14 protein-coding genes are annotated in these 24,231 nt (G+C 43.9%); 9 read left to right on the top strand and 5 right to left on the bottom strand.

Features of this window, described 5'->3' with window-relative positions; genetic code table 11:
• Positions 1–17: 17 nt before the first annotated feature.
• Positions 18–1,574 (bottom strand): transcriptional regulator TyrR, encoded by a 1,557-nt coding sequence (tyrR, locus tag L3V43_RS14840; RefSeq protein ID WP_010607852.1) that lies wholly within the window; start codon positions 1,572–1,574, stop codon positions 18–20.
• Positions 1,575–1,864: 290 nt separating this feature from the next.
• Between tyrR and L3V43_RS14835 the strand changes: the two genes are divergently transcribed.
• The 7 genes from L3V43_RS14835 to pgsB are packed head-to-tail and all read left to right on the top strand — an operon-like array spanning position 1,865 to position 20,399.
• Positions 1,865–4,069, top strand: coding sequence for a CapA family protein (locus L3V43_RS14835; protein WP_237116849.1), 2,205 nt, complete (start codon positions 1,865–1,867; stop codon positions 4,067–4,069).
• 14 nt (positions 4,070–4,083) lie between these two features.
• A complete protein-coding gene (locus tag L3V43_RS14830) occupies positions 4,084–6,057 on the top strand; it encodes a hypothetical protein (protein WP_237116848.1) in 1,974 nt (657 codons plus the stop codon).
• Positions 6,058–9,162 (top strand): poly-gamma-glutamate biosynthesis protein PgsC/CapC, encoded by a 3,105-nt coding sequence (locus L3V43_RS14825; protein WP_237116847.1) that lies wholly within the window; start codon positions 6,058–6,060, stop codon positions 9,160–9,162.
• Complete coding sequence (locus L3V43_RS14820; RefSeq protein WP_237116846.1) at positions 9,149–11,401, top strand: hypothetical protein; 2,253 nt, start codon at positions 9,149–9,151, stop codon at positions 11,399–11,401. The genes L3V43_RS14825 and L3V43_RS14820 overlap by 14 nt, the downstream gene beginning before the upstream one ends.
• Positions 11,388–12,140 carry a hypothetical protein gene (locus L3V43_RS14815; protein WP_237116845.1) on the top strand — a complete coding sequence of 251 codons (753 nt, stop codon included), beginning with the start codon at positions 11,388–11,390 and terminating at the stop codon, positions 12,138–12,140. The genes L3V43_RS14820 and L3V43_RS14815 overlap by 14 nt, the downstream gene beginning before the upstream one ends.
• The gene (locus L3V43_RS14810; protein ID WP_237116844.1) at positions 12,119–16,342 is read left to right on the top strand and encodes a hypothetical protein; all 4,224 of its coding nucleotides are present in this window, start codon (positions 12,119–12,121) and stop codon (positions 16,340–16,342) included. The genes L3V43_RS14815 and L3V43_RS14810 overlap by 22 nt, the downstream gene beginning before the upstream one ends.
• Positions 16,332–20,399: a poly-gamma-glutamate synthase PgsB gene (gene pgsB, locus L3V43_RS14805; RefSeq protein ID WP_237116843.1), complete on the top strand. Its 4,068-nt coding sequence runs from the start codon at positions 16,332–16,334 to the stop codon at positions 20,397–20,399. The genes L3V43_RS14810 and pgsB overlap by 11 nt, the downstream gene beginning before the upstream one ends.
• An 11-nt stretch (positions 20,400–20,410) precedes the next feature.
• Here pgsB and L3V43_RS14800 read toward each other — a convergent pair whose 3' ends face one another.
• The gene (locus L3V43_RS14800; RefSeq protein WP_010370747.1) at positions 20,411–20,590 is read right to left on the bottom strand and encodes a hypothetical protein; all 180 of its coding nucleotides are present in this window, start codon (positions 20,588–20,590) and stop codon (positions 20,411–20,413) included.
• Between the two features lie 91 nt (positions 20,591–20,681).
• On the opposite strand from L3V43_RS14800, the gene L3V43_RS14795 reads away from it, so the two are divergent.
• A complete protein-coding gene (locus L3V43_RS14795) occupies positions 20,682–21,728 on the top strand; it encodes a nitronate monooxygenase (protein ID WP_323054436.1) in 1,047 nt (348 codons plus the stop codon).
• A 113-nt stretch (positions 21,729–21,841) separates the two neighbouring features.
• A complete protein-coding gene (locus tag L3V43_RS14790) occupies positions 21,842–22,858 on the top strand; it encodes a UDP-N-acetylglucosamine 2-epimerase (RefSeq protein WP_102056344.1) in 1,017 nt (338 codons plus the stop codon).
• Positions 22,859–22,937: 79 nt separating this feature from the next.
• Here the strand turns inward: L3V43_RS14790 and L3V43_RS14785 are convergent, their stop codons facing one another.
• From L3V43_RS14785 to L3V43_RS14775, 3 genes are all read right to left on the bottom strand, one after another.
• Positions 22,938–23,096: a hypothetical protein gene (locus tag L3V43_RS14785; RefSeq protein ID WP_167310207.1), complete on the bottom strand. Its 159-nt coding sequence runs from the start codon at positions 23,094–23,096 to the stop codon at positions 22,938–22,940.
• Between the two features lie 111 nt (positions 23,097–23,207).
• Positions 23,208–23,375 carry a hypothetical protein gene (locus L3V43_RS14780; RefSeq protein ID WP_017217813.1) on the bottom strand — a complete coding sequence of 56 codons (168 nt, stop codon included), beginning with the start codon at positions 23,373–23,375 and terminating at the stop codon, positions 23,208–23,210.
• 244 nt (positions 23,376–23,619) lie between these two features.
• A complete protein-coding gene (locus L3V43_RS14775; protein WP_237116842.1) occupies positions 23,620–24,093 on the bottom strand; it encodes a VOC family protein in 474 nt (157 codons plus the stop codon).
• Positions 24,094–24,231 lie beyond the last annotated feature (138 nt).

Below are 24,231 nucleotides of genomic sequence, written 5' to 3'. Positions count from 1 at the left end.
TTGCGTAGCCTTATATATCATACTTTGACTGTTTTTCTATTTATCCCATACTCACGCAGCTTGTTGGCAACGGCTGTGTGGCTTAATCCCAAACGTTTAGCCAGTTGCCTTGAGCTCGGATAAGCGGGGTAAAGCTTGCGCAACAAGGTTGCTTCAAATCTCTTCACGGCTTGATCTAACGTCCCTTCAAAATCAGACTCCAAATAACCTAAGTCATGGGTAAAGGTCGGTAGGTTTAGATGCTCAGTACGAAGCTCTTTATCATCAAGCAACGAAACCGCACGATAAATAGCGTTTTCTAACTGCCTCACATTACCAGGCCACGGGTAATTCTCTAAAAATTCAATGCATTCTCTGGCAAATGTTGGCGCTGGATGACCATTTTGCTGGGCATATTTTTGCACAAAGTGTTCAGCCAAAGGACCGATATCCGCTTTTCTATCTCTCAGCGGTGAAATTTCGAGCGTTAGCACGTTAATACGATAGTAGAGATCTTCTCTAAATACACCTTCTTGAACCATTGCTGGCAAGTCTTTTTGCGTTGCAGCTATGATGCGAACATTGACCTTAACTTCATTCTCATCACCGACTTTTCGGAAAGTACCGTCTTGTAAGAAACGCAGTAACTTAGTCTGTAACTGGGTTGACATTTCACCCACTTCGTCGAGGAATACCGTGCCGCCATCCGCTTGCTCTAATACACCGCGTTTTGGCGCTGCATTTTCTTCATATCCTGCATACCCAAACAACTCGGACTCAGCAACGTCATCAGGCAGCGAAGCACAAGAAAGTGCGATAAAAGGCTTTAATGACCGGTTGGAAGCATAATGACATGCTCTGGCAAGCAGTTCCTTACCAGTACCTGTTTCACCTGTGATCAGAATTGGCGCTTCTAGCTGTGCCATTTTTCTGGCTTCACGCACGACTCTACGCATGGCTGTGCTGTGGTTATGAATCGTCGCAAAACTTTCTTGACCATAACGACGAAACGCACTGACTTGCTGCCCTAATCGCGACTGCGATTTAATGTTAATCACCGCACCGGCTAATACATCGCCTTCGATCCCTTGGGGCACCGAAATTGGCAAAATATCAGCAATAAAATCTTCCCCGCCCACTTCTACACGGGTTGTCTGGCCTAACACCTCTTTACCTTCTAACCAACGGGTAAAGTTAAACCCTTTCAAAAGGTTGTTAATGTTGGCACCGATCACTTCCTTTTCAACCATGTTAAGGTCGCGACAAGCTGCGTCATTGCAGTGACGTACCCAGCCTTTAGCGTCGATAGAAATTACACCATCAGGCAACGCACTGAGCAAAGTATTCAGCTCATTATGTTCACGTTCTGACGGTAAAAACGCTGTAGTACGAACATCTTCAACGCCATCGATTAGGCGGATCTCAGGCATAATCTTCTGAAACTGTTCAAATTCGATGGGTGGAAAGCTCACGTACATTCGACAATTTACTGAATCGACTTCTATACCTTTCAAGTCGACACGGTAACTCACCAAGATATTGAGAATTTCTTGGGCAATACCAATACGGTCAGCGCAATGTATCTCTAGACGCATTTGTTCCTCAAAGCGGGTTTTCACAATTGACGAGATCATACTCTAAGAATAGCTGTCCGACTAGAAAAACGTAAAGAATATTGAACAGAATTTTAGCTATCTTCGTAAATTCTTGTCCTATACTAATGAAGAACTGAAAAAAGTTGTTTTTTAAGGCATTTTTCAGCGCTTGTTAAGTTTTTGATTTGGAAACTTACATTCCATTTCAAAGGATTGCAACACATAAAGAGTTACAGATATAATACTAAAGAATTAAATAATGTATCTTTTTTGAAAGCAGGCTGGCCACAATGAAAAAAATCTTAAATGTAGTATTGCTATTTGCACTCACAGCCTGCTCAGTCGAGGACCCAAATGAAACAGGTCCTTCACAAATAGATAAGGATGAAGATAAAAGCCAACAAGATAGGGATAGCGAGACGCCCAATTTAAGCATACTTTTGCACGACGCAAATGCAACCCCCATTGCCAATGCTAGCCTCACGATAAATGATCAGTTATTTACCTCAAATAACAATGGTATCTTTGACCTGTCGGCCTTAGCATACGGCGCTTATGTCGCAGAAATATCCCACCCAGATTATTTGCCCTTGGTTTTTACCTTAGCGAATCAAAATAACAATGAGCAGCAGCTCACGCTTGAACTAAAAGCTAAGTCGAGCACGCTAAAAACCTTACTTTTTGCCGGTGATACCATGTTTGGGCGTCGTTATTTCAACCCTGCTCTCATTACTATGGGGAATTCATTGCCCAGCACCCCTGACGGACTTATCCAGCCCCAAAGCGCAGGACCTGATGCCCAAGCCCTAGTGCAGTTTATGCATCCTTTATTTAAACATGTCGATTTCGCTTCGGTTAACTTGGAATCTCCAATCCTAAAAAACCCAAGCACGGTCCACCCAAGCAAAGAGTTCGCATTTTTTAGTCTGCCGGAGTCATTAATTGCCCTCAATGATTTGGGTATTGACTATGTAGCACTTGGCAATAACCACGTCTATGACTATCGAGCACCTGGACTGAACGATACCTTGAAGTATGTCGAGCAGGCAGGGTTTAAACACAGTGGCGCAGGCACAAGTGCGGCAGAGGCATTTAAGCCCTACAGCCTAAGCCTTGGTGAAACAACGATAGACTTTGTGTCTGCGACTTCTATTACAGGCGATCAACATACCGTCACTTATGTGGCATCAGACGCTAAAGGGGGAGCTGCCGATCTAACAGATACCAATGGCATGAAAGAAACGGTGATGCAAGCCAGTACCAACGGCCGCTTTGTTGTGGCTCAGCTCCACGGTGGCGATGAGTATTCATACGCACCAACGGCGTATATTTCAAATCGCTTTGATTTACTTTCCAAAAATGGTGCTAACTTGATGATTGCGCATCATCCTCACGTTGCACAAGGGTTTGGCTTATACAATGGCGTACCAAGCATACTTGGGCTAGGCAATTTTGTGTTTGAACAAAATCGTCTTGAAACCTTTTTAGGACTGATAGCTGTGGTAGAGTTAGAAACCGCAGGCACACCTAAAATCAGTGCATTAAAAGCCTATCCTGTTTATCTAGAAGACTATGTTCCTAAGTTTGTAAGTGGCGATCTTGCCAATGCCCTACTAAAACGCATCGCTGAATTTTCTTCACCCGAAGTTGGTATCTCATTGCGCTCGGGATTTGCAGAAGTCACCTTTGATAAACCGGTTCAAGCAAAAGCAACCGAGCAAAAAGTCATTACCTTGGAAGCTGGTGAGCATATTGTCGATTTACGCCAATATTCAAGCAGTGCTGAGTTCCTTAGCAAACTCACGGCTAGTGATCCTCAAGCAGAGATTGTGCTTGGACGGGACTTATTGTTCTTTGGGGATTTTGAAGACTGGGACAGCGATAACGAACAGGGGGAAGTCTCTCGTTGGTTAATTGAGGCCGACGATATCGCGCCCTGCTTAGTCGGCAAATATCGTGGCGTACAAGGGCTTTGTCTACAACGAACACAATTTAACGAAACGCCAACACGTGTGCCGTTCAAACATACAATTCGTACCATGCCGATTACGCCAGCGCCGAGCACGGCACAGGCTTACCATGAGCTCTCGCTCTTTGGTTATGCCAAAGGAGAGAACGCTGGTGAGTTTAAGGCTGATATTCGTATCTTAACATCAGAAGATAGCCTTATCTTTTCTGAGTCAACGCCCCAATTAAAACCTGCAGGTAGTTATGAGTGGCAAACATTTAGACAAGATATTACCTTACCTGACGATTCCGTTGTGCTTGGCGAAGAAGGATTGCCCGCTCGTGGCGTCCAGTTTGGCCTCTCCATGGCGCCACCAAGTAGCGGTGAAAGTGCCTTATTTTTAGATGATATTGCGATGATTTCGTGGCAGCGTCCAGTGCAACTTCAGAGCGCTCAGTGGCAAAGCGAGCAAATTCATGGCTTAGAATTTATTAAAGTAAAAACAACGAAGACGACTGAGCTGACTCTCACTTTCAGCCAGCAATAAGAGAGTGAAAAAGCATGTCGATTTTTAGTCAATTAAACTTTATAAAACGCCAACGTGAGTTTTGGCTATTTATGAGTTTATTCGCTATTTTGTTGATCGCGTCAGCATCAGGCTTATATAAACAGGTAAACCTAATTGGGTTACAATGGTTTTCCAAGCTCAACACCACGCAAGCAACGCAAGTAGTCGTGATTGAAGCGGAAAACTTACAGCAACAACATCAGCAGTTAGCAAAAATACTCTCTGGCTATCAACCAAAAGCCGTTGTGTTCTTTGCAAATACCGAACTTTCGCCACAACAAAACAATGACTCAATTTACTATCCATTCAATACGCAATCGGTTTGTTTATTGGAGACAGAAAATTGGTACGGCAGCGCAATTAGTCTCGCACCACCAGCAGGCGCGTGTGACATATTGTGGGATAAAATATTTCCGCAGCATGGTGAATACCTCAACAAAATCATAGACTACTCGCTGCCTTATTATTCACTACCAAAATTTAGTGCGCAGAGAGTGCTTGATGGTGACTTATTCACCGCACAACTTAGCGAAAAGGTCATCTTAGTTGCTCAGCACTCAAAATTTTCACGCTTGAATAGTAATGCTTATTTTGGGGCGCAAGAACTTCCGCCTGTTTACCTACAAGCATTTATTGCCAATAGCTTTGCATCCGACAGTTTTATCCAACCTTTAAATAAAGTGACAATAATCGCAGTGATGGTACTGGCATCAATATTTTTCTTAGTGGGCTACCAAAGAAGTGCGACAAAAACCAATGTAGTCATTGCAGTATTCACCAGCATGTTACTTATTATGTGTGGCATTGCTGCGCATCATTGGTATTCCGTGTTATTGCCGCTTGGTGAGTTGTTTTCCTTGATATGGCTATCGCTAATTTGGGTGTTTATTTCACTGAAGTGGTCAGAAGAGGAAAACTTAAAATCACTGATAGCCCTAATCCAGCAACGTATGATGGGTCGATACTTACCACGACATTTTCTTGAGCATAATGAACCTTGGGATGCAATCATCCAACTTGTAAATCAACAGCTCAACCTGAAAAGAAGTATCTTTCTCACCCGCTTAGAGGGGGACCACAGAGTAACTGAAATACGTGCAATACACTGTCAGCTCAGCGATATCTTAGAGATGCGGAGAGACTACGAGCGAGTACCCTATTCAGATGCAATCAAAGCGTTTGGTGCCATCAAAATTACCCGCCCTTTCTTCCAACATCTAGCTGAAGATGAGCAGCAGTACATCGCCCCCTTAATGTACGCAGGAGATGTTCGGGGTTTTTGGGCGCTAACCGTCACTCCTCAAGACAACTTTGATGAGCAAGCATTTATTAAAAATGTAAATCTCTTTGCGCATCAAATTGGTGAATTATTATTCCACTATAAGGTGTTTGCTGCTGAGCAAAAAAACCTCAAAAGCACACTGATTCGGGCGCTGACTTTTTCTCTAAAGGAGCCACTAAGTCATAAAATCAAAAATGCAATTAGTGAGATGGATCAAAAACTCACCTCACTGGAGCATGTCTTCAACCAGCTTCACAGTGCCAGTATTTTATATAACTTATTTGGCCAAATTGTGCAGGTAAATGAATCTCTTGAACGCTTTGCTAGAGAACATAAGCTGTCTATTTTCGACATGTCCGCCTTAGACTTACTTTGCCGCTGTACCGAGATGGATAGTGAACAAGCTAAAGGAAAGTTGCGCTATTTAACCCTAAAACGTGGCAAAATCGTATTACCTGTGTATTTAGACAATCGAACTTATTTACTAAGCATTCGAGCCTTACTCAAACAATCAACCAGCCTTAACACCAGTACCCCATTTGAAACCAGCGGGGTGTTGTTTGAATTTATCGACCTTGGCGAGCAATTATCTCAACTAGATGATAAAGAAGCTTTTTTAACACACTTGTCAGAGCAGCTTGCGGTTAACGAGCAACTTTTGCCTGAAAAGTGGGATGACGAATAAATGGACTGGACGCTAATGCTATTCCCAAGTGCGGGCGGACTTGGGCAATCCGTTATCACGTGTGTTTGGATAGGCATCGCGGTTGTCGCATTTTTCAATCTTAGGTTTGGCTTCCCGTTAACTGGTTTAGTGGTTCCAGGTTACCTAGTCCCTTTATTTATCGTGAGCCCAACATCGGCTTGGGTGATCATTGTTGAGGCCATTGTTGTTTATGGCTTAATGCGGTTTTTTGCCAAAACACTTGTTGAGCGACTAGGCTATGCAGAAATGTTTGGCCGTGACCGATTTTTTGCCATCGTTTTGTTAAGCATTATGGTTCGAGTTACCATGGATGTGCTATTTTGGCCGCTGGTCGCCGCGTACTTAACACAATGGGACATCACTTTTGATTACGCCGCACAACTTTATAGCCTCGGGCTGATTATCATCGCATTGACCGCCAATGTAATGTGGAATGGCGGCTTTAAATATGGCATAAAAGTCACCGCTATTCAGTTGGTTGTTACCTATATCATCATTCGTTTTGGATTGATGGCGTTTACCAACTTTAGCATTGCCAATCTTGCCGTCATGTACGAAGCTGTTGCAGCCTCAATTATTGCAGCCCCTAAAGCTTATATTATCTTGGTGATCACCGCTTTTATCGCATCAAGGGCTAATTTAAAGTACGGCTGGGAATTCAATGGCATTATGCTGCCAGCGCTGCTAGCACTACAACTGATGCAACCCACTAAGCTGCTCACATCATTCGTAGAAACAGCGATTATTTTGGTCTTTGGATATGTAGTCTTAAACTTTACCCGTTTAAAACACGCCAATATCGAAGGCGCGCGACTCATGCTGCTGTTTTTTAATATCGGCTTTGTCTACAAACTGATTTTAAACTACGTCGTCGTCGGTTACTTCCCAACCTTAAAAGTGACCGATACCTTTGCTTTTGGCTACATGCTATCGACCTTACTCGCCCTTAAAATTTACCAAAAAAATGCGCTAGGCCTTGTGATCCGTGCAACTTTTCAAACTTCAATTGTTGGTGGCTTTATCGCCATCTGTATCGGTTTTGCAATTATGGTTATTCCAAGCCTATTCGTACAAAGTAATACATTAGCGATAAATGAAACAGCCAGCGATTTAACGCTCGGCCAAGTGATCAGTAATTACAAGAGCCAGCTGTATACTCAAAATGCGGCTAACGTTAATGTCAGTCAATATGTGACCGAGCAGCAACGTAGCCACTTTAAACAAGCAATTAGGTTGCTTAAGCAGGATAGTGAGTCACACTATGTCGAGGCCGCCACCTTACTGCGTCAAGCCGACTTTTCTTTGCAACGTACAACACAATTTTTAGTAATAAAAGACAATCAACAAGATCACAAGCGCGGTCTGTTTATCATTAATTTAACTGCTCAAAAAGCCCATATCATCAGCGTCCCCTACCCCACTGCAGAGCGGCTTGCCAGTGAGGCGGGTGGGATATTGTTTTCCTATTGGCAAAGCCAGGCAATGGCGTTTGGCAATGCGCGACCTAACCAAAGTGGCGATAAGAACGGTAAACAAAGCGAGTTCTATAGTGACTTTTTTATGGCGATGGATATTCCAGAGGTCGTCCAACTCAGAGAAATTAATCGGCAAGTAAGCCAGTTGATGCACCAACACAGTTTAAAAGAAGACGCACAGATGTGGATATTTAACAGTGTGCCAAGCTCAGTACAACAATCTGAACTTGCTACCTTGTTTAACATCAACGATGCACACTTTGGTCTCGCGGCAAATGCACCTTTACCTTACAACCAGTTCCATGGCCAGATGATTGAGGCGTATTTAAACTCGGATAGCTATTCGTCGTTGCTAAGCGCATATGGCCTGCAACGTATCGACAAAGACATAGATAGAATAAGCACAAGTGATGAGAGCATACAGGCACTTATTGAAGCATTTTCTAGTCACATTAGCGCCAAGGGTAGCGGTGCATTTAGCGCACTGAGCGATACCAGTGCTGCACTGTGGGAATATGAAGTGTTAAGGCCGCTATTTGCCATCACCCAAAACCTCGAGATAGTAACAACGCCGGAAACGCTTGAGGTAAGGTTGAGCCAGATAAATCGCGTAGCAAACCTATTACAGTATCAATTAACTTTAGTTGAAAATAACCAAGGGCAATTCGTTGCAATTTCTCCTTTAGATACCAAATCTGCCTATAATTTGGGTCAAGGGGTGTACTTTATTGCCTTGCTGGCTAAACCATCCCTCACCATTGCGGTGCCTAGACCACTCTTTGAAAGTAACACCTTGGAGTTCTCTGGGCAGTTGTTTACGGCCACCCATGCAAAGTTACTGGCAATCGCTGGTGCTCATCCGTATACCAGCATAGATGCAAATGTAATGGCAGCCGACAACGTGCGGTCATTATTTAATGTGGTGTATCAAAGTGCACAGCGCTACTTTTACGACAACCCCTTACTTAATTTACAGATCCGCAGTCATAGCGCGCCAGCAAGCATCAGACCTTCAGCGCTTGCATACCAATTCACAACGCCTAACCCTATTCATAATGACACTATTGCTACACTACAAAGGGTGCTAGCTGATCTTGGTGTTAATACTCAAACCGTATTGGGACAACAAGCAACCAGAGGATTAGAACTCGGTACCACACCGCAGTCGGGGTATCAGCTGTTCGCGCCAAAAAGTGAGTTAGCAGCACTGTGGTTGGCATCAGATTTTAAATCGCACTTTGCCATTACCAACGATGCTTTATTGCAACGCCTTTTAGCCGTTGCACACACACCTAAACTCAAAATAATCGATTTGCTTGCCCTCTCTCCAAATGATTGGCATGAGGCCAGTGCACAATTTATTGACGCACTTAATGTGGCCACTGGGCGTTATGCCACCACCCAACATTTACCGGTGCTCCAAGCACTTTGTCAATTTGAAAGCCAATGTAAAATAAGCGCCTTTAGCACGCATAGAAATGGTGAGCTGGGATTAATGTTTACCCGTGACAACGCACTGCTCGCGCTATACTTACCAAGAAGAAATCGCATTATTGATTTAGCCACTTATGCAAAAGCGGTTCATGAGGGGCGTTATGTACTGGATTAAGCAGGTATTACGATTTGCTATTTTTACGGCTTTGCTGCTACTTTTTGTTTGGTTCGCCGTCACTTTATTTGTGTGGGTAAAATCGGCGGAGCCTTCAAATACCTCGACCTTGTTTAATATTCGCTCCAATGTTCATTGGCTAAAAACCGACAGTGCACTGAAGTTTTCCTTTTCTCCGTCTCGGACCATGTCTGTTCGGGTGTTGTCCAATGGGATATTCGAATCGCAACCACTGGATGATCAGCCCGTCAACTATGCTATTGAATATCAGTTACTTGATGCAAAAGGAGCGATTATTTATCGCGGTACTTATCACCATGCAGCTAAAGCCGCCTCGAACGACTTTCAGCAACAAGTAAAACAGATCATTGAAAACCGTGAAGCGTTGGCCGTGGCGTCTGGACAATCCTTTTATTTAAATCGTGAAGAGTTACAACAGGCTGCAACCATCACGTTAAAGCTAATACCAGAAAATGCTCAGCTTAAAGGCGTGGTAGTACGCGTCCATGCCCAAACCAGTAACAGTATTATCGACCCTGCCAAAGCATGGCTGAAAAGGCCAACTGAGTGGCGTGAACGCATGACGAATTACCACACCATAGGTGAAAACGCCTTAACCAACGAAGAAAAATACAATTCGGTCATGTTAGATTGGCAAAAGCTAGCGCCACAGGGCGTGCCTAACATCGACTTTCGTGCTGACTTGTTATATGAGTCACTCCCCTACAATGTGCTTAATCATGATTTTTCGACCCAGCTAGACTTAGACAGTTTGTTGATTTCGGAGCAGCTAAGCGCCAGTTTTCGTGTCTATGAACACACTGAATATTTATTAAGCCATCCCGAAAATGCAAATCTTACTTTTGTTTGGCATGATTTACGCCAACTCAGCGCGCCTAAGCGACTAACTCCTGAGATGCTAGCCACTACCCAATCTAGACTGAGCAACTTACCTACAGGCCTTGTTACCATTAGCGCAAACGCCCCCACCAGCATTCGGGTATTTAGCAATGGCGTCGACCCTATAGTCCCGCTGCATAGTTATTATTATATGCTCAACGCGCAAACGCCGGTTTACTATCAAGTCTCTCCTAAAAGCGATATCGCTTTAGAGTGGCGCGCGCCCATGGGCAGCACTCTCTCTGTGAGCCTCTATAACAACAGTGAGCGGATCAAGGACTACGTTTTTACCGCAACGGCGGAGCAAGCTTTGTTCGATAGACTGATAACTGAAACCACGGAGCGACAAACCTTACCAACCGCAGAGAAGCGTTATTTGGCAATACCAGATAACGTTAATCAAATCAAAATTGAAGCCGAAGATGCGATGGTGAAGCTGCAAGCCCGCAGCCCAACATTTAATTACCTGAGCCATCGTTGCTACCCAGTGTGTGACCCTGAAAGTCCAATTTATCAAGGTATTGACGCATGGTTTAGCCAAAAGGCCGACAACCATTACCTCTTTCACACACAAAAGCAGATAGCATCGGTGCGCTTATTTGAAGCACCACCAGAAGTACCTGAGTTGCTGCCTCAATACCGCTCCAAAGACTTAGATCAGTTTTTAGCTGTCTCGGATATCGCGTTGGTGCCCATTGAGCAAGCTTACTTTGATAACTCAGTACCGCAAATGGAGTTTGAATATCGTCAGGTAGCCAAATCTGCGCTCTTTAAGCTCGGTGAAGCAACAAGCTACCCAAGCAGTGTGATTGTGAAGCAAAAGCGTAAACCAACACTATTTGAAGTTCCGCTAAACAGCTTACAAATAGAGGAGTTAGCTAATACCCAAGCACTTTTCATCAATCAAGGGATCCCAAGAACCGTGCGGAAGATCCGCCTGTACAAAGTAGCGAAAGCAACGCCACTCACTGTTGCTGTTAGCGAGGATAACTTGCAACCTAACGCTTTGGTCGTCAAAGTGTTTAGTGCCGACCCTGAAGATGAAATTACGGTAGCAACCGCTCTGGATAGCACTAAGGTAATCACCCCAAGCGATGAATACACCATTTTAACTAAACACTTTGTACTACATCTAAACCCAGCACAAACGAGGATGTTTTTTAACCCTAATCACGCGGAGCTGTACGAGTACCCAAGTATTACTTTGCCGCTGTTTCAAGACTTAACATCGCCTAAAACCATGACGCTTCGCTTTTCACATGATGTTTGGATAAGTGTACTAGAGGAAAATGAACAGCCTGATGCAACATTAAACTGGTGGCAAGATGAGACACCTTAGTCGCTACGCACTTTACATGGCATTGTGCTTGTCATTGAATGTTAACGCTGCGGTTCCCGATAGCAGCAAAATGGCGCACTGGTTTAAGCAACCTGTAGCACTTGATGGCTGGCAATTTACGCACCAAGCAGAGCAGTTTACATTGACGCCAAAGCCTCAAAGTGAAGCGCATGGCGAAGTCACGTATGCGCCTAAGCACCGGCCTTGCGTGGTGTCTGTTCCACATCGCTTTCATGATAAACATACGCTGACCATTGGTGAGCACATTTTCCAGCACAGTTGCCAAGTGTTACTGAACAACACAAAACACAGATACGATAACAATGACACTGGTAAAACCTATGATTACGCCAAGCAACCTCACAATATTCACGCGTCAGCTATCATAGCTTTTACATCTTTACACCCAATAGCAAAAGTGTTCCAAATACATGGGTTTAGTCAGAAGAAGCGAAAAACCGACGCCGGTAAACTAAGCGAAATAATTTTAAGCCAAGGCAAAACAAATGACGACACACTATGGAAGTTGAAGTCTTGTCTTGTTAAGCAAGGTTATCGGGCGCTGATTTACCCTCAAGAAGTGCAAGAACTTGGCGGGACGCAAAATATCATGCATCAGCTTGCGCTTCCTGAATATAGCTTTATCCATATTGAGCTAAGCTATCAAACAAGAAAGCAATTAATTAATAACAATCAACAACTAGAGCAGTTTACTAAATGCGTGCAATCACTTTTATAATGACACTACTGCTGTTTGCAACGATATCCCGAGCCAATGAGGTAGGGATACAGACGGCTGCCCAATGGATTGATCTGTCACGTATGCAATTTATCCAAGCCAATGCTAACAAGCACTTTGCACCGCAGCAAAAAGCGTGGCTGTTTTTGCCAAGTCACGCGTGGTTAGTCACAACGCCAAGTGCCCTCGACACATTCGAATTTTTTGCGGGGCAAACCCCAGAGCTACGACGTGCCATTCCAACATCCGATTGGTTATGTATTCAATCCCGCTGCCAACTGAGTGCAATAGCACAAAACCGCTTAATTCAGGTTGCTTACACCGGTGATAACGCTCAATCTCTCGCGCTTTGGCAAGGCAGCATGCATAGCCACAGAGATCCGTATCGAAGCGCACTTAGACTGCCAGGGCTTGACGACCAAACACTGCAATTAGCGCAAGATACAGAGCGCTGGTTCCACCTACAACCTACACAAATGACAAGCTTGTTCTTTGAGCACGCCAAAAAGCTCAAACTAGAAGTTCGAAAAGATCTGCACGCGATTGCGCAAAATGGTACTGTCACAATTAAAGTCAACGGTGAGGTTATAAGCACCATTGCAATATCAGACATCCAAGCGGATGAGTACCTTGAGCCTAAAGTCGGCTTGTCTAACCAAGATTATATTGCTGTCCCGCAAGGTAGTTATCTCACTATCACAACATCGGTGCCTGCCTACCTTAACTTACTACAAATGCACCGTGGTATTTACGACGATAATGCAGGAATAAAGCAGCAGGAGTCGCTATTTAGTCCGTATTGGAATAAACAGCTGAACGAGCAGCTCAGCGCCCTTTACATGAATGGTGATACTTCTCCACTCACTTTTAACGCTTCTGACACGGCGTTAGCGGTCAAACGTAAGCAAATGCTTAACGATATTGCCTCTACGGTGTATTTTTTAACGCCAAGCTCCCCTCAACCGCTCACTCATCATGTTGCGATAAGTGGAGTAACACTGGGCAGCCGCAGCGCCGCTGGGCAAGTGCTGCTCACTTCAAGCGCTCAGCGAGTCAATTACATTACATCGCCTCAGCCACTGAAGTATCATCTTGAGAACATACTGAGAATTGATAATGCAATTACCTTGTATGTTCGAGCAAGAACACCAGAACGCTTAACCATCACCAGCGAGCATGGCCAACATACGCTGCTTGTTGCGCCTAGCAGTCATTTTCAAAGACTTACCCTACACATGAATCCAGCATCCAAAGTTGTGATGATTGAAGGGGCTAAGCAAGCGCTTGATATCGCTGTAGCAATAAACCGCGTACAACCATTTCCCGACTTCTTAACCATGACGCAAGAAGCGCTAGGCCAAGGGTCATTGGTTCAAGGTCTGCTGGCAAGAAGCAAACAAAATCGAGCGGACACTTACTATTTATCTCTTAGCGGGCTGAGTGCACCGGAACTAAGTGTTAAGACAGACAGCCACGGCCAGTTTACCGCCACCAAAGTGCTTGCGGAGCTGCAAATCGTAGCAAAGACCAAACCACTCATGGCACTTGCGAAACTGAAGCCGTATTTGAGTGGGCATAGTGAGCAAGTTGCGTTAATGGCTTGGCAACTGAATATTACTATTTTGACTCAGCTAGAACGCAGTGGAAACGCCGAGGTATTACTAAAATCACTGCTAAAAAGCACCGCTCAATCTTTAAGAGAGTACGCTGCCAATGAACTACTCGCGAGATATTTAGCACAGAATGAATATATCCAAGCTAGCCTATTATGCGCTGCCCACGAAACTGATATCACGCAATATCAATGCGATGATATCCTGTTGACGTACCTGCTTGACTCTGGGCTTCAGCAAGAAGCGCTGTGGACAAGCCAGCAAATGGCATTAACACCAAAACAGGCCGAACAAGTCGCGGCAATTCAAACAAACGAACTGACCCAGCCTCAATACAGCCTTAATCACTATGACCTACAAGCCGTGGAGTCACTGGATAATCAAACTGAGCTGTACCCGCTAGGTTCAGGTAAACCCATCAAACTGGTTGCTAAAACGCCTTTGACGGTCAAGCTAAGTGCACGTGCTGCGTACCAAGGACAAGAATACAAAAATACTCAATGGCTGCTATATGAACACAACGCCAAAACCCGGATTTTACCCATATTTAGTGATATTGCAGCAAACTTGCAATTGCAGCCACAAGCGACTCGATTATCTGTTGCATCGCAGCAATATATTCAATTAGCGGCAAATGAAAGCCTCACACTTTTCAGTAGTAATGAGTTGTTTGTAGAGATCCGGGTGCAACCAGAAACCGCTAACACTCCGGCTTTTGCAGATAAGTCTGCGCACTTGGTTAGTAGCACTGATGCGAACATAGCAGATGAGCTCAGTGCTAAAGAAATTGCGATAAATGCCTTGTATCAACTGAGTCAGCAAACATTGTCTAACGAAAGCTATAACAGGGTCCTTCAACGTCTGCACCCCAGTTTATCGGATGATGCCGTTTTAACCGATTTATATGCCCGCTTGATGCGCTATGGTCAATGGCTTGCTGCGGAACAATACACGAGTTATGTGGGCACACAAAAGGTAAAAGTTGATACGCTTGCGGCGCAAAGCGTTGGTGACCAGATCACCGCACACCTCACAGAAAATCAGCCGTCAGGCCTGCCACTCAGAGCAAACGAAATACTGACTATTGATTTTTCTGAGTATCAACAAGTTCAAGTAAGAGTAAAGTTTGCCTACTCTGCTGCCAAGCAAATCGTGGCACCGCCTGCTAATGTAGAGCTGGTGGGGCCAAGTCAAGGTGATGTGATCTCGCTGCAGCCAACGCAACCGCTCTATTACGGCATTAAACAAGTTGAGACGCGACAAGGACTATTGCAATTGCGTTGGCTCAACCCTTTATCGGGGCAAAGCGTTAGCGTACGTCCGCAATACTTTGGCCAAGGTCAATGGCATGATATCCCATTGGATACGAGGCAAATTTTTTATCGCTCTGATGAAACAACCCCAATCACGGCGAAATTAACTAGAGATAGTCTGATTAAAATTGAAACCTTTGCCAATGGTATTAGAAATGAAGCCACCTATTTTCACCCGGCAGGACAAGTCTCACTAACTGGCCAACAACAGCAAACGTTAGCACGCATGTCTATCTGGACGTTAAGTCCAACTTTGCATCGCGTTAACCTAGTACCTGAAGTGCCAATGTTCTTAAAAGCCAAACAACAGTTAACACCAACAAATGCTGAGCCCAAATTTCAGCAAGCTCGTATTGAAACTGATGAAAGTCGCACTGGCGTCGAAGGATTTTTGAATATTGATAGCGACGACATTGTACAGACAACGGAGCCTAGCCCCAGCCGTACCACACTCGATTTAGGTTTATCGTTGAGAGTGAAGGATGAGAATAACTGGTACCGCATCGATACTTTCTTCACGATGGATAATCATCACCAAGACACCTTCTCTATCAATGGTCAATACGATTGGCTCTCTCAGCAGTCGAACTGGTTTGCAGAAGCGAGGGTGCGTAATCGTTGGCAGGATGCAACGGCTATCAGTGAAACCCATTTAAGCTCTAGTATTTCGGCAAAGTTTGGCCAAATTCACCGTTATAACAGCGGTTTTAGAAGCATTTGGTGGTGGCAGCCTTTTTACACTTACACCAGTATCAGCAAGGACGAATTTATTGCAGATGAGCAAATTGGCCCTGATATGTACACCTTTTACCGTAATAATCATAAGCACGGCTGGCAAGCGCATGCTGGGCTGCGCTATCAGCCTTGGGTTGATAGTTACTTCAGCTCCGGCGTTACACTGACGTCAAATCAAGATTGGCAAACGCTCGACAATGCACTGTTTTCATTTGATTGGTATCAATTTTATCAAGGCCATATTTTCCACGCTGGATTAACATCAAGCTATGTATTTGCCGATCAGAACCGTCCTAATCCAACCTGGCAATACTTAACTCAATTGGGTTGGCAAACGGGTTTTGACTTTAGTCATAACACAGCGGGTTGGTTAGGTGTAACTTGGACTCAAGACTGGTTTAACAATACCCATCAGGTTGGGCTACAAGTACGTTTAGGCAATTTACAGCAAACCGCTTTTGCCCCCTATGCTCACGATGAAATTATTTTTGAATCGTTACAGCTAAGTCATTTATTAGAGCAAGATTTACATGAGCGTTGAAGCCTTAAAGAGTCAATTAGAAGCCCTATTTTTTGCCGAAACTGAAAAGTTTTGGCTGAACTTGTATCAACATAAATACAGTGCGTTGATCGACGAATTGTGCGCATGGGAACTCATTTACAATCGCCCTGAAAACGAGGATGAAACCGACTGGCTGGTACTTCAATCTATCGCCTTTTTGCGGCATAAAATTGAGACCCTACATGAGCAAATTTTGCTGCTCGAGGTATCCCACACCGGATTTGTACAGCGTATCGCTAAGTCTGAATTTGCCAGTGAAAAAGAGCTACATATTATCGCCTATGCTCAAGAACTTGGCACCACTAAAGTCGCGTTAGAACAAGATAAAAAAGCATTTTCGCGATGGTTTGACGAAGGCGCTGTAGTTGCTCGATATCAACATCAAGTTGCCACGATAGAACAGCAAATTAAGTTTTTAATTGCCAAACTTGGCGCCCTAACTAACCGATATTTACGTGCTCATCACGATACTCTAGAAAATGCTTGGCAACGTTTGGATTTGCAGCCATTTTGCTTAAATTTACTCGCCCATAGCCAAAATCAACATATTCGTCATGGCTTGATCCGTGCACTAGTCAATATGGTCGCAACCTTGAACAACTATGAGGTTGACTCGGAATTAGACGCAGAGCTTATCGCCAAACTTATTGAGTTGCTTGAGTCTGACAATATGCCCTATCAAGCCACCGTCGATATTCTAGAGATCTTAATACATCAACGCCCCACCTTTATTCGTGCCTACATGTGGGCTTTGCTTGAAGAAGCGAACGACATTGAAAATAGTCAGCAAGTTGATGCAGAAGTGCTCTATATTTTGAGTATCTTCCCTAAAATTATTGTCAGCCAGCCAAAGCTTACAGAAAAAGATCTCAATATGCTTTGTGCACTCAGCGAGCACACCTTGCCCAGAGTGCGCCAAGTTACGCTAGAGTTTGTCGAGTTTTATCCCACATCCTTTGCACAAGAGTTAATCGCCAAACGGTTTGAGCAAGAAAGTGAAAATGCCGTACTTTTCACCTTGATAAAACAGTTATCCGCAGACCGCTTTTGCCAGCAGAACTTTGCATTTTTACTGTGGCAACGTGTGCTAACAGGCGACTTTAGTATGCAGCTCAAGCGCTTAGCGCTTGAGCAAAGCGCACGTATTATGCTGAATATGCAACTTGAATCAAATCAAGCCGAACTCTGCTTCAAACGGTTTATTGATACCTTAAATGACTGCTTATCGAACGAAACAAACATCGCCGTTTGCCGTTATATCACCAGAGCCAGGGAACAGCTAGGTAGCTTCTATCATCAAGCCATCATCGCGCAGCTCAATGCTTCTCTTGAAGCCAACGAACAAAGTGACGCATTGGCAACTTGGTCTCGTGATGAACTGGGCCGCTCACTTTCTTATATTGCACAGCGCGGTCAAAGTCTTAATGCCTCAAAAACAAAAGCTGGCTGGCGTATCCAACAAGGATATCGTCAAGCAAGAAGATTATGGCGAGTAATACACGAAATAAGACAACCAAGTACCGATAAACGTCAAAGCTATTCCCATACCAAAGCGAAAAAGCCCAGCGTATCGATCCACGTCCCTAGCTGCACTACCGCGGAAATTAGCGAAACAAAAGTGCCGGGGGAGTTGCTCTTTAATATCGCCGAACAAACGAGTCGACCACATCTACCATTACTCGACTTTTTGCTAAGTGTACTGACTAATGACCACAGTAAAGAAGACGCCAAAACCTATACGCCGGATGGTATTTTAGCCGTTACTCCGCCATCGACTTTGTGGCGACGCCTTAAGGCGTACTGGACCATAACATGGCAGTTTGCAGAGCTAGACCGCTTACGAAAGGGCAACGAACTTGAGCAAGGTAAGTATTTGGATACACTTAACACGCTGGGGTTTTCTCTACACTTTAGTGCCTATGGCGACATCGCAAAAACGCCATTTCCTGTCGCGAAAGACATTCAGCAACTTTATACTCGCTCTGGTGTCACCTCTGCGCTACTCACCATTTGGAGCAGTTTTAAAGAATACGTCGATGCCATTTATCAAAATAGTATTTCGCAGCTGGTTTTCTTTGTGCTTGCATTTATTAGCTACTTTTGGACTCGGCATATTTATGTCAGTAAAAGAATAAAACAAAATCGAAAACACATTCCGGTGTCCATTGGCGGCTGGGGAACACGAGGAAAATCAGGAACCGAGAGGCTGAAGTCGGCCTTATTTAGCAGTTTGGCGCTGAGAGTCGTGAGCAAGACCACGGGCTGTGAAGCAATGCTTATCTATTCAAAAATTTCTGGTGAGCAATATGAGATCCCACTATTTCGGCCTTTCGACAAAGCGAGTATTTGGGAGCAAGCTGATGTGCTACATTTTGCAAAGCAGGTAAAAGCGGACGTTTTCCTGTGGGAATGTATGGGCCTGACTCCGAGATATGTAAAAATTCTAGTGCGCTGGATGAAAGATAACTTCGCCACCATTACTAATGCCTACCCAGATCATGAAGATATTTTAGGCCCAACAGGCTTGGATGTAGCAAAAGAGATGTCTGCCTTTTTGGGTTACAACACCCAAGTGTTCACCGCCGAGCAGAATATGGCTTCAGTACTCAACTTGGCGGCGGAGCAAAAAAACACGTCACTCATTCAGATTCATTGGGGTGATGGGTATCAAATAACGCCTGACATTCTCGCAAAATATCCCTATGTTGAGCATCCGGATAACATCGCCTTAGTCTGCAAAATGGCGCAATATATTGGCATCAATAAAGACTATGTGTTCAAAGAAACGGCTTCTAGGGTTATTCCCGATGTTGGCGTGCTTCAGCAGTTTACGACTGCAAAGATTGGTGCAATCAGTCAAAGTTTTATCAACAGCATGTCTGCCAACGAACGCCTAGCAACGATAGAAAATTGGAAACGCTTAAACATCGTCGAACAGGGAAAGCAGGCGCAAATTGTTGCATTAATTAATAATCGTAACGACCGTGTAGCGCGCTCGCAAGTATTTGCGAACATTCTGGCCAATGATCTGCATTTTGATGCCATTGTGGTGATCGGCACCAATATCGATGGCTTCTTTAAGTACTTTATGGTTGCACTGGAAAATCTCTTACACAGTATTTTCAGCAATAACGACCACAACGCACTGCGCGATTTACTCAGGCGCCTTAGGCTCACATTATCGCGAGATGCGCTGATCGCATCATTAAATACTACGACAGACAAGCTACCTGAGTCTGCGTTTTCAAGCCTCGACTCGCTGCAGTCGCAACTTAATAATGAGGACGACACACATCCCCCTACTCTAAAGCGTTTTGAAGCGTGGACAATTGCCCAGTCGCTTTTGGAAGTTGAAGACCTGAGCACTAGGCTTTCGCAAACCGCAGCGCTTGCAGAGCAACTTGCCTCTCTCAAATGTACGTTAGTGCATGATAGCGACATCAAGCCTGATGCTTTAAACCAAATCATCGCAAAACAAGCACTGCCAAATGAACATCAAATTATCGTCGGCATGCAAAATATCAAAGGCGCGGGACTGGGCTATGTTTACATGTGGCAAAAGTGGCAGTTGTTTAATCAGCATTGCGAGCGTCTGAGCCACCGCAGCGTGACACAAACTGAGTTTAGAAATGGCTTAAGTAGAATTTTACAACAAGAGGAACTCAGCGCGATTGAATGCCAATACTTAGCTGACAAGCTCGACTTGTTCGAAGCGTTGCCCAATGCCCAAAGCGAATTTAGCCAAGCCGAATTAACGCAAATAAAGCGCAAACTAGAGCAACAAATACAACGCTTAGGAAGTAAAGATAATACCCGAGCTCACTCGCCGCTAACACGCTTTTTGAATAAATTGGTCGAGTCATTTTTAGATGCCGGCGCGGCGGTAAAAAGAAAGAAAATAGCAGTTCAGGTATACAAAGATATCGCCGACTTTAGGATCACAATAGAAAAGGCAACCCTTATTTTAAGTGAATTAAATCGTTCGCAAAAACCAGGATGGTTGAAGTTACAAAATGGTAAGCGCCGCAAAAAATAGCTCGGCGCTTGTTACCCGACTACCAAAACGTAGATAAGTTTAATGATCAGCGTCACCATTAATAAAGGCAGTACATATTTGGCATACTTTTGCATTTTATCTAGCCCTAAGCGCTGCTGATACTTTTCCAATAACGGTATCAAGACAACCAATGCGATGACTAAACTCACTAATAATATAACTACGTTCATCTTAGCTCCTCTTTCTAAACAGGTATCTTACAACCAGTATTCACTTCAAGCAAAATTCCAGCTATGCTCATAAACACATCTGACCAGTAGAATAACAATGATGAAAACTGCTATCACCGAATTATTTGGCATCGAAAAGCCTATTATATTACCCGGCATGAGCTGGATTTCTGTCCCTGAGCTTGTTGCGGCAGTGAGCAATGCTGGTGGCTTAGGTATTTTAGCCACGGGCCCGCTCAGTCAGGACGAGACACGTCAAGCAATACGAAAAATTCGTGCACTCACCGATAAGCCTTTTGGTATTGGTGTGACGTTAATGATGCCAGGCGCCAAAGAAAATGCCAAAGTCGCATTAGAAGAGCAAGTGCCTGTTATCAATTTTTCTTTAGGAAAAGGCGATTGGCTAGTACAAGCAGCTAAAGCCTACGGCGGAAAAGTCATTGCCACAGTGGTGACGCAAAAGCATGCATTAGCAGCACAAAAATCTGGCGTTGATGCGCTATTAGTTACAGGTCATGAGGCCGCAGCCCATGGTGGTGAAGTGACTTCACTGTGTTTAGTGCCGAGCATAGTCGATATCGTCAATATACCTGTAATTGCCGCAGGGGGATTTGCCGATGGTCGAGGACTTATCGCCGCGCTAGCGCTTGGCGCAGAGGGCGTTGCGATGGGCTCTCGTTTTGCAACATCTAAAGAAAGCCCTTTGCATCAACATGTCAAAAATACCGTTGTGGAAAAAGACGTTGAACAGACGATTTATTCCAAAAACTTCGATGGTCTTTATGCTCGAGTAATGAAAACCCCCATGGCTGAAAAGGCAACGCGCCGCCCGATGAACTTTTTCATGGCCATCATAAAATCATTCAAGGCTGCAAAAATGGTCGACATGCCCTTATGGAAGCTACTACTAGGACTGTTATCTCAATTCGATAAAATTAAGATGCTGTCACTCTTTGGTGCCGCCACCGAAAAGCTTGAAGCCGCCACAATCCACGGAGATTTAGACCATGGCGTGCAATTTATTGGTCAATCTCAAGGCTTAATTCGAGAAATCGAATCAGTACAAACCTTAATGGATAACATGATGGCTCAAGCCACTGAGGTGCATTCACGTATCAGCAACAGTACAGCCAAGTAACGGATGTTTGGTATTGATGCGGTAAAAGCGGTATTATTTGCTTAATATCGCTCTGGCCCTAGCTGCGCCATTCAAGTGCTGGCCATAAACTCTGATTTTATAAGTGACTTTCAATGCCTAAACATTATCTTTTCTACATTGAGCAGCCATATAGCTTTGCCATTCTAAGACCCCTCCAAAATGCTATCCGTGCAAACGGTGATGTGGTGAAATGGTTTTTAAAAGGTAAAGATGTAAACTCAAGTTCACTTGCACCAGACGAATCAGAGTTACTGAGCGTAGAGGACGTCAAGGCGTTTAACCCCAGAGCAGTATTTGTACCTGGAAACGTTGTTCCTGACTTTTTTCCAGGCGCCAAAGTGCAAGTATTTCACGGATTGGAATATAAAAAGAAAGGTCACTTTGGGATCCGCGGTTTCTTCGATTTGTATTGTACTCACGGCCCAATTACCACTGCGCCATTTAACCAACTTGCACAAAAACATGGTTATTTCTCAGTGATTGAAACTGGCTGGCCAAAACTCGACCCTTATTTTGATTACACCAAGCAAGAGAATGAAAAGCCAGTCATACTGTACGCTCCCACTTTTTCACCCAATCTCACGTCGCTTGAAGCATTACATGCACAAATCAAACAGCTCGCAGAATCAGGAAAATACAAAGTCCAACTTAAGTTTCATCCTAAGACGAAACAGCAGTGGCAACAGATGTACATAGAACTTGAAACCATCAGCGACTTTGAAATCGCCGGAAATGACAATCTTATTCCACTCATTCAGCAAGCCGATGTGGTGATTTCTGATACCTCTAGCGCCGTTGATGAGTCACTATTAATTGGTAAACCGGTTATCACTTTTAATAATCACCAACCTCAAGATGCCTTAATCAATATTACCGACGCAGGCCAATTATCTGCAGCGGTTGAACAAGCACTCAACCTCTCCGACGCACAAAGTGAACGTATTGAGCAATATATTCAGCAAGTGCACCCTTACCGCGATGGTAAAAGCGCCGAGCGCATACTCGCTGCAACAGAGACCGTAATTGCTGCTGGATTAAAGCGTAAACCGCTTAACTTATTGAGGCGTTACAAAATACGTAAATCATTGAATTATATGAAAATAAAATAAAATAAAATAAAATGGTAACTTTCGGAAATAAAAAAGCTCACTTTACTGTGAGCTTATGCAAGTTAATTTATCACTAACCTTAACACTCACACTGCCAGTATTGGTTACCAGTTTCCGTCAAAGGCGGACGACAACGAATACCTGTCGCACCACCAGCGATGTTTGGTGTTTGCTCTTGAGGCAAGCTTTGTTGTTTATCTAATTGTTTTAATGCTGTTTTTTTAAATTTCAATTTCATCTTATTATCCTTGAGTTAATCTTAATTTATAAATTATGTTGTTTAAGGTTGATAGTCCAACAAGTAGATTCTCCACCTCATCAGGCTAACCTAAAACACTGCTCGACTATACTAACAACGGCACTGACCATAATCCGTACCAGTCAACGTTTCCGTTAAACGGCATGGGATTCTGGTATTTGGCTCAGCACCGCCAGCTACTTGAGGGGTTTGCTGTAAAGGTAGGTTTTGGTTTTTATCTAGTTGCTTCAACGCTGATTTTTTTAATTTTAATTTCATTATCATTTCCTTGAAATAGTCGTTTAGTGATCAAAATTTATCACTAATTCTTAAGCTGCCATGAAAAAATAAAAAATTCAACATTATTAACAATAAAATCAACTTTAAAATTCACTCACCACAAATACAACACTTAACCACATGTTAAATAATAACTTCTAACCAAGCACCTCAAAGAAACGCACCATCAAAAACAAACAAAAAATTAATAAATCTGCAATCTAATGAGATAAGCTTACCTCAACTAGGCATCTTGTTGCTTATCCATAAAATCAGCCATACGCGCGAGTAACTCGGTTTCTGTGAGATCTTCTTTATGCGTGCCAATCGTCCAGACATGACCAAATGGGTCTCGTAGCGTTCCCGCCCTATCACCATAAAACTGATCACAAATGGGCGTGACTTGCTGTGCCCCCAATTCAATTGCCCCCGCAAACACAGTGTCCACATCGTCAACATACAACATCAAGCTAACGGGCGTACCACCAAGCTCATTGGGATCTTTAAAGTGCATATCAGGGCACATATCTGAAAGCATCACATAAGAGTTACCAATCAGCAGCTCCGCATGTGCTATTCCTCCATCTGGTATAGGTAACTGAAGCTTTACGCTCGCGCCAAAAGCAGCTCGGTAAAATTCGATAGCTTTTGCTGCACCAGCCACAATGAGGTAAGGCGTGAGTGAATGATAACCGGAGGGAATTGAAGAAGTCGCCATTATATGGATCCTATAAAGTCCGTTAAATTCCCTCTAAACCTAGCCGATTATTTGAAATATGCGAATTAAAATTGCGATGCTCAGGTTATTGCAGCGATGAGATTTACTCATAACTCGAGTGTTGATTAACGAATTATT

This window comes from Pseudoalteromonas sp. L23 (genome assembly GCF_021728455.1).
Lineage (GTDB): Bacteria > Pseudomonadota > Gammaproteobacteria > Enterobacterales > Alteromonadaceae > Pseudoalteromonas.
Note: the sequence above shows the minus strand (reverse complement) of the source record. Positions and strands in the feature narration are given on the sequence as shown.

Bases quoted from the DNA above. Each gene is read 5' to 3' on its own strand.
- L3V43_RS14790 (WP_102056344.1), top strand. From the start codon at position 21,842: ATGCCTAAACATTATCTTTTCTACATTGAGCAGCCATATAGCTTTGCC.
- L3V43_RS14810 (WP_237116844.1), top strand. From the start codon at position 12,119: ATGCGTGCAATCACTTTTATAATGACACTACTGCTGTTTGCAACGATA.
- L3V43_RS14830 (WP_237116848.1), top strand. From the start codon at position 4,084: ATGTCGATTTTTAGTCAATTAAACTTTATAAAACGCCAACGTGAGTTT.
- L3V43_RS14820 (WP_237116846.1), top strand. From the start codon at position 9,149: ATGTACTGGATTAAGCAGGTATTACGATTTGCTATTTTTACGGCTTTG.
- L3V43_RS14800 (WP_010370747.1), bottom strand. From the start codon at position 20,590: ATGAACGTAGTTATATTATTAGTGAGTTTAGTCATCGCATTGGTTGTC.
- L3V43_RS14775 (WP_237116842.1), bottom strand. From the start codon at position 24,093: ATGGCGACTTCTTCAATTCCCTCCGGTTATCATTCACTCACGCCTTAC.
- tyrR (WP_010607852.1), bottom strand. From the start codon at position 1,574: ATGCGTCTAGAGATACATTGCGCTGACCGTATTGGTATTGCCCAAGAA.
- L3V43_RS14815 (WP_237116845.1), top strand. From the start codon at position 11,388: ATGAGACACCTTAGTCGCTACGCACTTTACATGGCATTGTGCTTGTCA.
- pgsB (WP_237116843.1), top strand. From the start codon at position 16,332: ATGAGCGTTGAAGCCTTAAAGAGTCAATTAGAAGCCCTATTTTTTGCC.
- L3V43_RS14825 (WP_237116847.1), top strand. From the start codon at position 6,058: ATGGACTGGACGCTAATGCTATTCCCAAGTGCGGGCGGACTTGGGCAA.
- L3V43_RS14780 (WP_017217813.1), bottom strand. From the start codon at position 23,375: ATGAAATTAAAATTAAAAAAATCAGCGTTGAAGCAACTAGATAAAAAC.
- L3V43_RS14835 (WP_237116849.1), top strand. From the start codon at position 1,865: ATGAAAAAAATCTTAAATGTAGTATTGCTATTTGCACTCACAGCCTGC.
- L3V43_RS14785 (WP_167310207.1), bottom strand. From the start codon at position 23,096: ATGAAATTGAAATTTAAAAAAACAGCATTAAAACAATTAGATAAACAA.